The organism is Bradyrhizobium sp. SZCCHNRI3052 (assembly GCF_032484895.1).
Taxonomy (GTDB): Bacteria; Pseudomonadota; Alphaproteobacteria; order Rhizobiales; family Xanthobacteraceae; genus Bradyrhizobium.
The window spans coordinates 23,017-36,267 of sequence record NZ_JAUETW010000001.1; the positions used below are offsets into that span (position 1 = coordinate 23,017).

11 protein-coding genes are annotated in these 13,251 nt (G+C 64.2%); 10 read left to right on the top strand and 1 reads right to left on the bottom strand.

From position 1 onward, the window contains the following. The 7 genes from QW887_RS00120 (at position 1) to QW887_RS00150 (ending at position 8,261) form a co-directional block, all read left to right on the top strand. On the top strand, positions 1-1,530 hold the full coding sequence (locus QW887_RS00120; protein WP_316194039.1) for an aldehyde dehydrogenase family protein: 1,530 nt from the start codon (positions 1-3) through the stop codon (positions 1,528-1,530). A 75-nt stretch (positions 1,531-1,605) separates the two neighbouring features. Next, positions 1,606-2,565 (top strand): N-carbamoyl-D-amino-acid hydrolase, encoded by a 960-nt coding sequence (locus QW887_RS00125; protein ID WP_316172068.1) that lies wholly within the window; start codon positions 1,606-1,608, stop codon positions 2,563-2,565. Positions 2,566-2,793: 228 nt separating this feature from the next. Continuing rightward, entirely contained in the window at positions 2,794-4,395 is a 1,602-nt protein-coding gene (locus tag QW887_RS00130; protein ID WP_316194040.1) for an ABC transporter substrate-binding protein, read from the top strand. Between the two features lie 15 nt (positions 4,396-4,410). Continuing rightward, complete coding sequence (locus QW887_RS00135) at positions 4,411-5,352, top strand: ABC transporter permease (protein ID WP_315714604.1); 942 nt, start codon at positions 4,411-4,413, stop codon at positions 5,350-5,352. Then, entirely contained in the window at positions 5,349-6,266 is a 918-nt protein-coding gene (locus tag QW887_RS00140) for an ABC transporter permease (RefSeq protein ID WP_316188425.1), read from the top strand. The genes QW887_RS00135 and QW887_RS00140 overlap by 4 nt, the downstream gene beginning before the upstream one ends. Positions 6,267-6,300: 34 nt before the next feature. Next, complete coding sequence (locus tag QW887_RS00145) at positions 6,301-7,290, top strand: ABC transporter ATP-binding protein (RefSeq protein ID WP_316164840.1); 990 nt, start codon at positions 6,301-6,303, stop codon at positions 7,288-7,290. After that, entirely contained in the window at positions 7,287-8,261 is a 975-nt protein-coding gene (locus QW887_RS00150) for an oligopeptide/dipeptide ABC transporter ATP-binding protein (RefSeq protein ID WP_316164524.1), read from the top strand. The genes QW887_RS00145 and QW887_RS00150 overlap by 4 nt, the downstream gene beginning before the upstream one ends. Before the next feature lie 631 nt (positions 8,262-8,892). Here QW887_RS00150 and QW887_RS00155 read toward each other — a convergent pair. Beyond that, entirely contained in the window at positions 8,893-9,267 is a 375-nt protein-coding gene (locus QW887_RS00155) for a hypothetical protein (RefSeq protein ID WP_316194041.1), read from the bottom strand. A 662-nt stretch (positions 9,268-9,929) separates the two neighbouring features. Between QW887_RS00155 and QW887_RS00160 the strand changes: the two genes are divergently transcribed. From QW887_RS00160 to QW887_RS00170, 3 genes are all read left to right on the top strand, one after another. Beyond that, positions 9,930-10,922, top strand: coding sequence for an AraC family transcriptional regulator (locus QW887_RS00160; RefSeq protein ID WP_315714599.1), 993 nt, complete (start codon positions 9,930-9,932; stop codon positions 10,920-10,922). 441 nt (positions 10,923-11,363) lie between these two features. Beyond that, positions 11,364-12,356 carry an AraC family transcriptional regulator gene (locus tag QW887_RS00165; RefSeq protein ID WP_315714598.1) on the top strand — a complete coding sequence of 331 codons (993 nt, stop codon included), beginning with the start codon at positions 11,364-11,366 and terminating at the stop codon, positions 12,354-12,356. 503 nt (positions 12,357-12,859) lie between these two features. Beyond that, positions 12,860-13,231 (top strand): tRNA-binding protein, encoded by a 372-nt coding sequence (locus tag QW887_RS00170; RefSeq protein ID WP_315714597.1) that lies wholly within the window; start codon positions 12,860-12,862, stop codon positions 13,229-13,231. The last annotated feature ends 20 nt before the right edge of the window (positions 13,232-13,251 follow it).

Sequence of the window (13,251 nt, forward strand, 5' to 3'; positions counted from 1 at the left end):
ATGACCCATTTCATCGATCCCCGCCTGCGCGCCGCCACGCTGCCGTTCTGGCCTGACTTGGAGGCCGTTGGCTCCCATGTCGGCGGTGACCTGATCGTCGGCGATGGCGCGACGGTCTCGGTGAATGATCCCGCCACCGGCAGATTGCTGTTCACCTATGCCGATGCCGGTGCCGACGTGGCGGCCAAGGCGGCTGCTGCTGCGGGGGCGGGGCAGGCGGAATGGGTGAAGCTGACCGCCGCGGGCCGCGGCCGCGTGATGCAGGCGGTGGCGCGGGCGATCCTCGCCGCGGCCGAGCCGCTGGCGCATCTGGAAGCGCTGTCCGCCGGCAAGCCGATCCGCGACACCAGGGGCGAGGTCGCCAAGGTCGCGGAGATGTTCGAGTACTATGCCGGCTGGGCCGACAAATTCCACGGCGACGTCATCCCGGTGCCCTCAAGCCATCTCAACTACACGCGTCGCGAGCCGATGGGCGTGGTGCTGCAGATCACGCCGTGGAATGCGCCGATCTTCACCGCGGGCTGGCAGATCGCGCCAGCGATCAGCATGGGCAACGCCGTGCTGCTCAAGCCCTCGGAGCTGACGCCGCTGACCTCGCTGGCGCTGGCAGGCATCGCCGAACGCACGGGCTTGCCGAAGGGCGTCGTCAACGTGCTCGCCGGTTTCGGCCACACCACGGGGCAGGCGGCGCTGGCGCAGCCTGCGGTCAGGAAGGTGGTGTTCGTCGGGTCGGTACCGACCGGGCGGCTGATCGGCGAGGCTGCGGCGCGCAGGCTGTTGCCGTCGGTGCTCGAGCTCGGCGGCAAGTCCGCCAACATCGTGTTCGCCGATGCCGATCTCGAACGCGCCGCCGTCGGCGCGCAGGCCGCGATCTTCGGCGGCGCCGGACAGAGCTGCGTCGCCGGCTCCAGGCTGCTGGTGCAGAGCGCGGTCTATGACCGCTTCGTCGATCTGGTTGCAAAAGGTGCAGTGAAGATCAGATGCGGCGATCCGCTGTCGGCGGACACCGAGATCGGTCCGATCAACAACGCCAGGCAATATGATCACGTGCTGTCGTTGATCCGGGAAGGCGCGGCGGAGGGGGCGGAGATCGCCGCTGGCGCAAATGGCGTGGCGCAGGACGGCGGATATTTCGTCAAGCCGACCGTGCTCAAGAACGTCACCAACGCCATGGGTATCGCGCGCAAGGAGGTGTTTGGTCCGGTCGTCGCCGCGATCCGCTTCGACACCGAGGCGGAGGCGATCGCGATCGCCAATGACAGCGAGTTCGGCCTCGCGGGCGCGGTGTGGACCAGGGATGTCGCGCGCGCGCATCGCGTCGCAGCACAGGTCAAGGCCGGGACGTTCTGGATCAACGCCTACAAGACCATCAACGTCGCCTCGCCGTTCGGCGGCTACAACAACAGCGGCCATGGCCGCTCCTCCGGCATCGAGGCGCTGTACGAATACACGCAGGTGAAGAGCGTGTGGGTCGAGACCGCGGCCGAGCCGGCCGTGGCGTTCGGCTACGCGCCGGGCTTGCGCGACTGAGCGGGCATGGCATGATCGGTGCAAGAGCTGCGCGCCACGGAACGACCACTTAGTTCCGAAATAAGGAACGGAAACATGCCGCGCTTCGTCAACGTCGCCATTGGTCAGCTCGGCCCGATTGCCAAGAGCGAAACACGGACCGCGGTGGTTGCGCGACTGATGGCGTTGATGCGGCAGGCGCACGCCAATGGCTGCGACCTGATCGTTTATCCCGAGCTCGCGCTGACGACGTTCTTCCCGCGCTGGTACATGGCCGATCAGGCCGAGATCGACCTCTATTTCGAGCGCGAGATGCCGGGGCCGGAAACGCAGGCCTTGTTCGCGCTCGCGAAGGAGCTGCGCATCGGCTTCTGCCTGGGCTATGCCGAGCTGGCGCTCGAGGGCGGCATCGTGCACCGCTACAATACCGCCATTCTCGTCGACAAGACCGGCGCGATCGTCTCGAAATACCGCAAGGTGCATCTGCCGGGACATGCCGAGCACGAGCCGTGGCGCAAGTTCCAGCACCTGGAGAAGCGCTATTTCGAGCCCGGCAAGCGCTTCGGCGTCTCCAGCGCCTTCGGTGGCGTCATCGGCATGGCGATCTGCAACGACCGCCGCTGGCCGGAGACCTATCGCGTGATGGGACTGCAGGGCGTCGAGATGGTGCTGATCGGCTACAACACGCCGGTGCACAATCCGCCCGCGCCGGAGCATGACGATCTCTCGCTGTTCCACAACCGCCTCGTGATGCAGTCCGGTGCCTATCAGAACGGCACCTGGGTCATCGGCGTCGCCAAGGGGGGCATCGAGGAGGGCATCGACCACATCGCCGGCAGCTGCATCATCGCACCCTCCGGCGAGATCGTCGCGGCCTGTGCCACCAAGGGCGATGAGATCGCGCTGGCGCGCTGTGACCTCGATTTGTGCAGATCCTACAAGCAGACGGTGTTCAACTTCGACGTCCATCGCCAGCCGCAGGCTTACGGCATGATCGTCGAGCGCAAGGGCGAGACGCTGATGGCCGACGGCTCGCCCGTCACAAAGCAGGCGTGACGCACGATGTTGCTGCACGGCACTTTCCGTAGCCCGCATGAGCGAAAGCGACATGCGGGTTCGCATGAACTGTGCCGGAGAACCCGGAGTCGCTGCGCTCGCCCGGGCTACGCAAATGCTTGCGCCCCGTGCCTCATTTGCGTTCAAATGAATGCACTCCACGTGCATGGCATGGGCCTTGCTTACAAATTCGGCAATTGAACTTGGCGTGTTGCATCAGGAGAGAACATGGATCGCAGGACGGTATTGAAGGGATTGGCGGGCGCGGGTGGTCTGGCGCTGACGGGGATTGCGGCGCCGGCGATCGCACAAGGCGCTGCCGCACGCACCTTGCGTTTTGTGCCACAGGCCAATCTCGCCAATTTCGATCCGATCTGGGGCACGCAATATGTCGTGCGCAACGCGGCCGCGATGGTGTGGGACACGCTGTACGGCATCGACGACCAGTTCGTGCCGCAGCGCCAGATGGTGGAATCCGAGCAGGTGTCCGACGACGGCCTGACCTGGACCTTCAAGCTGCGCCCGGGACTGAAATTCCATGACGGCGAGCCGGTGCTCGCCAAGGACGTCGTCGCCAGCCTCACGCGCTGGTCGGCGCGCGATCCGATGGGCCTGATGCTGAAGGCGCTGCAGAACGAACTGACGGCCGTCGACGACAAGACCTTCAAATGGGTGTTGAAGCAGCCCTATCCGAAGATGCTGTTCGCGCTCGGCAAGGGCAATGCGCCCTGCGCCTTCATCATGCCCGAGCGCATTGCGCAGACCGACCCGTTCAAGCAGATGTCGGAATATGTCGGCTCTGGCCCGTTCAAATTCGCCAAGGGCGAGTGGGTGCCGGGCGCCAAGGCCGTGTTCGAGAAGTTCACCGACTACGTGCCGCGCCAGGAGAAGCCGGTGTGGCTCGCCGGCGGCAAGCAGGTGCTGGTCGATCGCGTCGAATGGGTGATCATGCCGGATCCTGCGACCGCGGCTGCCGCGCTGCAGAACGGTGAGGTCGACTGGTGGGAGAACCCGATCACCGATCTCGTGCCGGTGCTGAAGGGCAACAAGAACATCGGCGTCGACATCGGCGATCCCCTCGGCAATGTCGGCTCGTTCCGCATGAACCACCTGCATGCGCCGTTCAACAACGTGAAGGCGCGCCAGGCGATCCTCATGGCGATGAGCCAGGAAGATTATATGCGCGCGCTGGTCGGCGACGACAACGCGCTGTGGAAGCCGCTGCCCGGCTTCTTCACGCCGGACACGCCGCTCTATACCGAGGCGGGCGGCGACATCCTCAAAGGCAAACGCGATTTCGCGGCGGCCAAGAAGCTGCTTGAGGAGGCCGGCTATAAGGGTGAGCCGATCACCTGCGTCGTCGCGCAGGACCAGCCGATCACCAAGGCATTCGGCGACGTTACCGCCGATCTCCTCAAGAAGCTCGGCATGACCGTCGACTTCGTCGCCACCGATTGGGGCACCGTCGGCGCCCGCCGCGCGCAGAAGACGCCGCCTTCGCAAGGCGGCTGGCACATGTTCCACACCTGGCACGCAGGTGCCGACTGCATCAACCCGGCCGCCTACACCGCGCTGCGGGCCAATGGCGACAAGGCCTGGTTCGGCTGGCCGACCAGCGAGCCGGTGGAGAAGGAAATCACCAACTGGTTCGCCGCCAAGTCGCTCGACGAGGAGAAGGCGGTCGCCGCGCGCATCAACAAGGCGGCGATCGACGACGTCGTGTTCGCGCCCACCGGGTTCTTCCTCGGCTATACCGCTTGGCGCAAGAACGTCTCGGGCGTGACCAAGGGGCCGATCCCCTTGTTCTGGGGCGTGTCGAAGACCGCATAGGGCGAAAGACCTCCCATGCTCACCTATGCGCTCCGCCGAGTCCTGTCGACGCTGCCGGTGATGGCGATCGTCGCGCTGTTCGTCTTCAGCCTGCTCTACATCGCGCCGGGTGATCCGGCCGTTGTGATCGCAGGCGACCAGGCGAGCCCGGCCGACGTCGAGCGTATCAGAGCCAATCTCGGACTGGACCAGCCATTCCTGGTCCAGTTCGGTAGCTGGGTTTGGCGCCTGCTGCACTTCGATCTGGGCACCTCGATCTTCACCAACCTGCCGGTGTCGGCATTGATTGCCCAGCGTATCGAGCCGACGCTGTCGCTGATGATGGTCACCCTGGTCCTCACGATCATCATCGCCGTGCCGCTCGGTGTCATCGCGGCCTGGAAGGCGGGCACCTGGATCGATCGGATCATCATGGCGTTCGCCGTGTTCGGGTTCTCGGTCCCGGTGTTCGTGGTCGGCTACATCCTGGCCTACGTCTTCGCGCTGAAGTTCGATTGGCTTCCGGTGCAGGGCTATACGCCGCTGGCCCAAGGGTTCTGGCCGTGGCTGCAGAACCTGATCCTGCCGGCGGTCGCGCTCGGCTGCGTCTACATCGCGCTGATCGCGCGCATCACCCGCGCCGCGATGCTCGAGGTGCTGCAGCAGGACTACATCCGCACCGCGCGCGCCAAGGGCCTGGGGCAGGGCGGCATCCTGTTCATTCATGCGCTGAAGAATGCCGCGGTGCCGATCGTCACCGTCGTCGGCATCGGCATCGCGCTCCTGATCGGCGGCGCCGTCGTCACCGAGAGCGTGTTCGCCATTCCGGGCCTCGGCCGGCTCACCATCGATGCCATCCTGCGCCGTGACTATCCGGTCATCCAGGGCATCGTGCTCTTGTTCAGCTTCGTCTACGTGCTCGTCAATCTCCTGATCGACGTCACCTACACCCTGGTCGACCCGAGGATCCGCTATTGACCGCCACGACCTCCACATCGCCGCCGCCAGGCCTCGTTCTCGCGCCTGTTCTGCCCGACCTGATGGTCGCGCCGAAGATCCGGCGCGGCGCCATCGGCTTCCTGCGCAACCATCCGACGGTTGCGATCGGCGGCGCGCTCCTGCTGCTGCTCGTCATCATCGGCGTGTTCGCGCCATTCCTCTTCACCGTCGATCCCACCGCGATCGCGCCGGCCAAGCGCACGCGGCTGCCGTCGGCGGATTTCTGGTTCGGCACCGATGCGCTCGGCCGCGACATTTATTCCCGCGTGCTCTATGGCACCCGCGTCTCGCTGACGGTCGGCCTCGCGGTGGCGCTCGGCGCCTCCCTGATCGGCCTCACCATCGGTCTTGTCGCCGGCTTCCTGCGCTGGGCCGATGGCGTCCTGATGCGCTGCATGGACGGGCTGATGTCGATACCGCCGATCCTGCTCGCGGTGGCGCTGATGGCGCTGACGCGTGGCAGCGTCGGCAACGTCATCCTCGCCATCACCATTGCCGAGATCCCGCGCGTGGCGCGGCTGGTGCGCGGTGTCGTCCTGAGCTTGCGAGAGCAGCCCTATGTCGATGGCGCGGTCGCCTCGGGCACGCGCACGCCGATGGTGATCCTGCGCCACATCCTGCCCAACACCATGGCGCCGATGCTGGTGCAGGCGACCTACATCTGCGCCAGCGCGATGATCACCGAGGCGATCCTGTCCTTCATCGGCGCCGGCACGCCGCCGACCATCCCGTCCTGGGGCAACATCATGGCCGAAGGCCGCGCGCTGTGGCAGGTCAAGCCCTTCATCGTGTTCTTCCCCGCCGCGTTCCTCTCGGTGACCGTGCTCGCCGTCAACCTTGTCGGCGACGGCCTCCGCGACGCGCTCGACCCGCGCATGGCGAAGAGCCCATGAGCAGCGCAGTCAGAGATCGCCGGGAGCTCAAATGATGCCGCTGCTCGAGGTCGAGAATCTCCAGGTCCATTTCCGCACGCCGACCGGCATCAACCGTGCCGTCGATGGCGTCTCCTTCCACGTCAACCCCGGCGAGACGCTCGCCATCGTCGGCGAATCCGGCTGCGGCAAGTCGGTGACGTCAATGTCGATGATGCGGCTGATCCCGGAGCCGCCGGGCAAGATCGCGGGCTCGATCAAGCTCGAGGGCAGGGACATTCTTAAGCTCCCCGACCGCGAGATGCGTCAGCTCCGCGGCAACGACATCTCGATGATCTTCCAGGAGCCGATGACGAGCCTCAACCCGGTGCTGACGGTCGGCCGCCAGATCGGCGAGACCCTGCGGCTGCATCAGGGGCTCGACCAGGCGCAGGCGGAAGCGCGCGCGGTGGAGATGCTGACGCTGGTCGGCATCCCCGAGCCGGCGCGCCGCGTGCGCGAATATCCGCACCAGCTGTCCGGCGGCATGCGCCAGCGCGTGATGATCGCGATGGCGCTGGCCTGCAACCCGAAGCTCCTGATTGCGGACGAGCCGACCACAGCGCTCGACGTCACCATCCAGGCGCAGATCCTCAAGCTGATGCTGGAATTGAAGCAGCGCGTCGGTGCAGCCATCGTCCTGATCACCCATGATCTCGGCGTCGTCGCCGAGGTCGCCGAGCGCGTGATGGTGATGTATGCCGGCCGCAAGGTCGAGGAAGCGCCGGTCAGGGAGCTGTTCCGCTCGCCCCGCCATCCCTACACTCAGGGCCTGCTCGGCGCGCTGCCCAAGCTCGGCTCGTCGCTGTCGGGCGAAACCAGGCGTCTCGCGGAAATTCCCGGCCAGGTGCCGGACCTCAAGCAGCGCATCGAGGGCTGCGTGTTCGCCGGCCGCTGCGCGCTTGCCACCGACGTCTGCCGCCAATATGCGCCGGGGCTGGAGCAGAAGGCCAAGCATCACATCGCCGCCTGCCATTTCGCTGCCAAGGAGCAGGCCGCCGCATGACCATGCCGCTGCTCCAGGTCAACGACCTCAAGAAGCATTTCCCGATCCGCAGCGGCCTGTTTGGGCGAGCCAAGAGCCGGGTGCACGCCGTCGACGGCGTGTCGTTCGAGATCGCGCGCGGCGAGACGTTGTCGCTGGTCGGCGAATCCGGCTGCGGCAAGTCCACCGTCGGCCGCGCCATCCTGCGCCTGTTCGACATCACGGCCGGCCAGATCGTGCTCGACGGCACGCGGATCGACGATCTCGGCCCGGGCAGCCTGCGCGACATGCGCCGCCGCGTTCAGGTCGTGTTCCAGGACCCGTTCTCCAGCCTCAACCCGCGGATGCGGATCCGCGACATCCTGGCCGAGCCGATCAACAATTTCGGCCTCGCCAAGACTGCGGCCGAGCGCGATGCGCGCATTGCCGAGCTGATGGAGATCGTCCGGCTGCCGCGCGACGCCGTGAACCGCCGCCCGCACGAATTCTCCGGCGGCCAGCGCCAGCGCATCGGCATTGCGCGGGCGCTCGCCGCCAAGCCCGACGTGATCGTCTGCGACGAGGCGGTCTCCGCGCTCGACGTCTCCGTCAAGGCGCAGATCGTCAACCTCCTGCAGGACCTGCAGCGCGAATTCGGCCTCGCGCTGCTGTTCATCAGCCACGATCTCGCCATCGTCGAGCACATGACGCACCGCGTCGCCGTGATGTATCTCGGCCGCATCGTCGAGCTCGCCCCCAGACGGCAGATCTTTGCGTCTCCCGGCCATCCCTACACCAGGGCGCTTCTCTCAGCCGTCCCAATTCCCGAACCCGGCGCCGAGCGCACCCCGATCATTCTCAAGGGCGACGTTCCCAGCCCCGTCAACCCGCCCAAGGGCTGCCGCTTCAACACCCGCTGCCCTCTCGCATTCGACCGCTGCCGAATGGAGGCGCCCGAGCTGCGTCTGAAGGGCGAGGACCAGTGGGTGGCGTGCCATCTGGAGAATGCGTAGTTGTAGTAGCGTAGGGTGGGCAAAGGCGCTACGCGGCGAAAGCCGCGAAGCGACCTGCCCACTGCGCCCGGTGCGAATGACAGCTTGACGCACGAGACTGCCGCGCCAATCCTCATTGCGAGCGCAGCTCGCAATGAGGGAGGAGAGATGGTGCGTTTCTCGCGCGGATATGGGTGCAGCGCGTAGCCCGCATGAGCGACAGCCGGCGCGCGGGACGCGCGTCGGCGCCAGCGGTCTTGCGTGCCGTGTCGGCGAACCCGGATGTTGCTGCGCTCGTCCGGGCTAGGTGGCGACCGAACGAAACTTCGACGGCATACGGCATCGCTGCGCCGCGCGTCGTCGCTGCAGATCATGTCTTGAGGAATGGTACCGCAGCCGCGCCCGGTTGCGACCAGGCGTCGGCTCACCGGGGCACGGCCTCGCCCGCTTCAGGCTGCGGGCGACCGATTGAATTTCGTCCAATAGAACGTCGCAAAGCGCGATCTGCGACAGCAGGGCGGCCTCTGTCGATTGGTACGACGTCGGCCGATCGAGGTGTAGCTTTGCTGTGCGGATTCTGCTTAGCGATTTCAATACCGAATGATTGGACAGGTCGCCGCCTCGAATATCGGTCATTTTGCCTGCACCACCACTACACGAGATCTGTCGCATCAGGACCAATTTGGTTCAAAACAATCGGTGTGCCGCGAAGGGGGCCGCGAGCGGACAGCGCGACCTTGCGGGTCCCTCCGGCGTCTGCAAAGCAGCGCCCACGGACATCAATCGGCGGTTTACAGTTGGTTCCGAAATTGAAACTTGGCACGTTGAGTTGACGCTTTGCCTGCCTGATTGGCAACTTATCGCTCTTGGTCGAGCGATTGGCGACCTGCTGATGACCTATTGCAGCCGTGCCAGACTGGAAGACGCTCGCTGTGCCCGGCGAGGGGATGACCTGGTGCACCGCCACTGAACTGGTAATGCCTACAAGATAACTAAGAGAATGCAACGTGACCGTCTTGATAAGCATGATTGGACTCACTTCATCTCGCCTCATATCGACAGGCGTGTGGACGTTGCCAGGTTCGCGTTGTGACAAGGGCATAAGTTCATCGCTTCGGTGACCTGCTTCGCAAGATCGAGAATCTCAAGCGCCGAGCGTCGCCGGTTAGGTGTGTTGGTGTTCCGAACATTATCGTCTCCCAAAAGTGCCGCGGGTCTCGGCTCGCTCGGTCACGTTCAACCCTGTCTGTCGCTGCGAGGATGCGCTTAGCGAGTCTTGATTTCGTGGTGGAGTTTTGCCCGGCCTTGGGCAGGGGATCACCGCCTCGTCCAGCACGGAACTCATGAGTTCCACTTCGCCGGGATGCCGGTTCCCGTGCCGCCACGTTCATCTCCTCTCTTCCGGTCGCACTCTACAGAACCTGCTGCCTGCTCATCTCAACGAGATTGAAGCGCGTCGCGCGGCGATTTTGAAGTTATTCTCAAGTCCAAACTCTGCAAACGTTGCTCAGAATTAGCCGCAACACTAGCCAGTTACCTGCTCAAGTTAACATGTGAGAAGTCGGGAACATGATCGAGCTGCGGCGCCTGGCCGCCTCCCGCGTGACGGGAGTTTCGCGGAGTTGACTTGGATCAGTCCGGAGGACGTACTCTTCAGTATTCAAGCGAGCCGTGAGCGAGGACAGACCGATGAACTTGGACCGATCCGTGAGCCTATTGAGCCGGGCTCCCGTCATTCGTACGGACGATCCGGAGGCGATGGAGCACGCGTTGCGTACGGTCTACGGGGCAACTGGCTTCGCAGTCACCAAGGCAGATGGCTTCCAGGGGGTGGGCAACTACCTTCAGCTTGCGAATATCGGCCTTGGCTTTTGTGCCTATGGCGGGGCGAGGGCGGTCGTCAAGTTCCCGGAAAGCGACTACGCGCGGCTGCAAATTGGCCTCAAAGGCAGCGCTTTGACCGTTCTGAATCGCACGGCGATCGCGATAACCGAGCGGCAGTCCTGCATAGTTGCGCCTGGCGAACCCAACAGGATTGTGTTCGAGCCAGGTTATGAGCAGCTCATTCTTCGAATAAGCGCGAGGGCGTTGGAGCAGACATTGACGACGCTGCTCGGTGCAAAGCCAGCCGGTGTCCTCAAGTTTGATCCCATAGCGGCTGCGGTGCAGCCGAACGCTCTGGTCTTGCGCGATCTGGCGATGTTCCTCGCTCATCAGCTGGATGCGACGGCGACAGAGCTGCCGCGCGCGGTGCTGGCCGAACTGGAGCAGGCTCTCATCGTTTCCTTCCTGTCGGCTCACCGCCACAATTTCAGCGAGCTGTTGGAGAGAGCCGAAAAGGATGTCGTGCCGCGGATCGTCCGGCTGGCCGAGGAGTATATCGAGGCCTCTTGGGACCGCGCCATCACGATCGAGGCGCTGGCGTCGCAGACAGGCGTCAGCATCCGCGCGCTCTATACTGCGTTCAAGAAGAGCCGCGGATACTCGCCGATGGCGTTTGCGAAAACGGTGCGATTGCGACGGGCAAAGCAGATGCTCTCGGGGGCAGATCAGCGCACCTCCGTCTCTGCAGTCGCCTACAATTGCGGCTTCGGAAATCTCGGACACTTCGCAAGAGACTATCGCGAGATGTTCGGTGAGCTTCCATCCGAAACTCTGTTGCGCTCGCGACGAGCCGCCTAGCTCGCCTTACAGAAGCGTCGGTCAGGCCAGTCCCAATAGCGCTTGGGCAGCGGCGAAGCAAAGCGCGGGTCGCCAACTCAAGCTGAGAGCCAATCATGATGACGCCGTCCGACTGCGGCGAGGCGCCAAGAAGCGGGTCAGGTCTTTCGAATATTCTCGTCTCGTAGAAAGCGCCGCGCTTTTCAACTTGTTCGGGTCACGTTCACCTGACGTCGCTGCTGGATATACGCGTAGCGAGCTTCAACTTCATGGCGGATATTCTCTCGGGGGTAGGCGGGAGGGTTGCCGCATCGTCCAGCGCAGACCTCATGAGATGAGGCCAAGTAGTAATCTGGAAGGAAATTGAAGCGCGTCGATGAAGAAGATGGAACTGCGACACCTCGCCGCTGACCGGTGTTTTCCCGGAGTATCAGTTCGGTCAAACCGAGGTACCATCTTCCGATGAACCTAGATCAATCCGTAAGCCTGCTGAGCCGCGCTCCCGTCATTCGTACAGACGATCCGGAGGCGATGGAGCACGCGTTGCGTACCGTCTACGGGGCAACTGGCTTCACAGTCACCAAGCCAGATGGCTTCCTGGGGGTGGGCAACTACCTTCGGCTTGCGAATATCGGCCTTGGCTTTTGTTCATATGACGGGGGAACGTCGGTCGTTAAGTTCCCGGAGGGCGACTTCGCGCGCCTGCAAATTGGCCTCAAAGGCAGAGCTTTGACCGTTCTAAATCGCACGGCGATCGCGATAACTGAGCGGCAGGCCTGTATAATTCCGCCGGGTGAACCGATCAGGATTGTGTTCGAGCCAGGTTATGCGCAGCTCATTCTTCGAATAAGTACGGGGGCGCTGGAAAGGTCGTTGACGACGCTCCTGGGCGCAAAGCCGGCTGGCGTCCTCAGGTTTGATCCCATGGCGGCTGCGGTGCAGCCGAACGCTCTGGTTTTGCGCGATCTGACGATGTTCCTCGCTCATCAGCTGGATGCGACGGCTACAGAGCTGCCACGCGCGGTGCTGGCCGAACTGGAGCAGGCTCTCATCGTTTCCTTCCTGTCGGCTCACCGCCACAATTTCAGCGAGCTGTTGGAGAGAGACGAAAAGGACGTCGCGCCGCGGATCGTTCGGCTGACCGAAGAGTATATCGAGGCCTCTTGTGGGCGCGCCATCACGATCGAGGAGCTGGCATCGCAGACAGGCGTCAGCATCCGCGCGCTGTATGCGGCGTTTAAAAAAAGCCGCGGATACTCTCCGACGACGTTTGCAAAAACGGTGCGATTGCGACAGGCAAAACAGATGCTCTCGGGGGCAGATCAGCGCACCTCCGTCTCTGCAGTCGCCTTCAATTGCGGCTTCGGAAATCTCGGACACTTCGCAAGAGACTATCGCGAGATGTTCGGTGAGCTTCCATCCGACACTCTGTCGCGCGGGCGGCGAGCCGCCTAGCTCGCCTGACAGAGGCGCCGGGCAGGACCATTCCAAAGAGCGCCGGGGCCAGCAACGCGCGGTGGGCAGGTTGTGCCCGGCGAAGCTTGCTGATGATGTCCAGTATTCGCAGCCAGGCTGGGCCACCGTGCTGGGTCTGGAGGCAAAGCGACCGAACTGCGACATTACGGGCGACGTGTCATAGTCATGCGCTCGGCGGCGGACATGCTGCAGGGCGGGTCAAGGCGTGCACGCGGCCATTCGCCGCTAGCGACATGCCATGGCGATTCACGCACCTCCCGCTCGGCGATGGGGGGCAGCTGCACCCCCGCTTGCCTGGCCTGCGATTGAAGGCTCCGCAGGCTGCGACCGGCCTGCCACACCAATACAGCCAATCGTCCATATGCCGTGCCGTCGCCGGGCGCGTGCATTGTCAGGAGCCCTTATGGCGATTAAAGATTCCGACCCAGACCGCGTCGGCACCGCTAGCCTTCCCGCGCGGTCGCGCATTCGATGAGGCCGCCATGCATCTTGCCCATGATCCCACAGCGCCGGTGGCGGCAGGGATCAGCTTCGACCAGTTCCTGGCCGTCGACATCCGCATCGGCACCATCGTCGCGGCCGAGCCCTATCCGGAGGCGCGCAAACCGTCGCTGAAGCTGACCATCGATTTCGGGCCCGGCATCGGCACCAGGCGCTCCAGCGCCCAGATCGCCACGCTCTACGATCCGGCCACCCTGGTCGGCCGCCAGGTGGCCGGCGTCGTCAACTTCCCGCCGCGCCAGATCGGCAAGTTCATGTCCGAGGTGCTGACGCTCGGCTTTCCCGATGAACAGGGCAACGTCGTGCTGTTCCAGCCCGACAAGCGCGTGCCGAACGGCGCGCGGCTGTTCTGACGCGCGGAGAGCCGACCGCC

Bases quoted from the DNA above. Each gene is read 5' to 3' on its own strand.
- QW887_RS00120 (WP_316194039.1), top strand. From the start codon at position 1: ATGACCCATTTCATCGATCCCCGCCTGCGCGCCGCCACGCTGCCGTTC.
- QW887_RS00125 (WP_316172068.1), top strand. From the start codon at position 1,606: ATGCCGCGCTTCGTCAACGTCGCCATTGGTCAGCTCGGCCCGATTGCC.
- QW887_RS00130 (WP_316194040.1), top strand. From the start codon at position 2,794: ATGGATCGCAGGACGGTATTGAAGGGATTGGCGGGCGCGGGTGGTCTG.
- QW887_RS00135 (WP_315714604.1), top strand. From the start codon at position 4,411: ATGCTCACCTATGCGCTCCGCCGAGTCCTGTCGACGCTGCCGGTGATG.
- QW887_RS00145 (WP_316164840.1), top strand. From the start codon at position 6,301: ATGCCGCTGCTCGAGGTCGAGAATCTCCAGGTCCATTTCCGCACGCCG.
- QW887_RS00150 (WP_316164524.1), top strand. From the start codon at position 7,287: ATGACCATGCCGCTGCTCCAGGTCAACGACCTCAAGAAGCATTTCCCG.
- QW887_RS00155 (WP_316194041.1), bottom strand. From the start codon at position 9,267: ATGCTTATCAAGACGGTCACGTTGCATTCTCTTAGTTATCTTGTAGGC.
- QW887_RS00160 (WP_315714599.1), top strand. From the start codon at position 9,930: ATGAACTTGGACCGATCCGTGAGCCTATTGAGCCGGGCTCCCGTCATT.
- QW887_RS00165 (WP_315714598.1), top strand. From the start codon at position 11,364: ATGAACCTAGATCAATCCGTAAGCCTGCTGAGCCGCGCTCCCGTCATT.
- QW887_RS00170 (WP_315714597.1), top strand. From the start codon at position 12,860: ATGCATCTTGCCCATGATCCCACAGCGCCGGTGGCGGCAGGGATCAGC.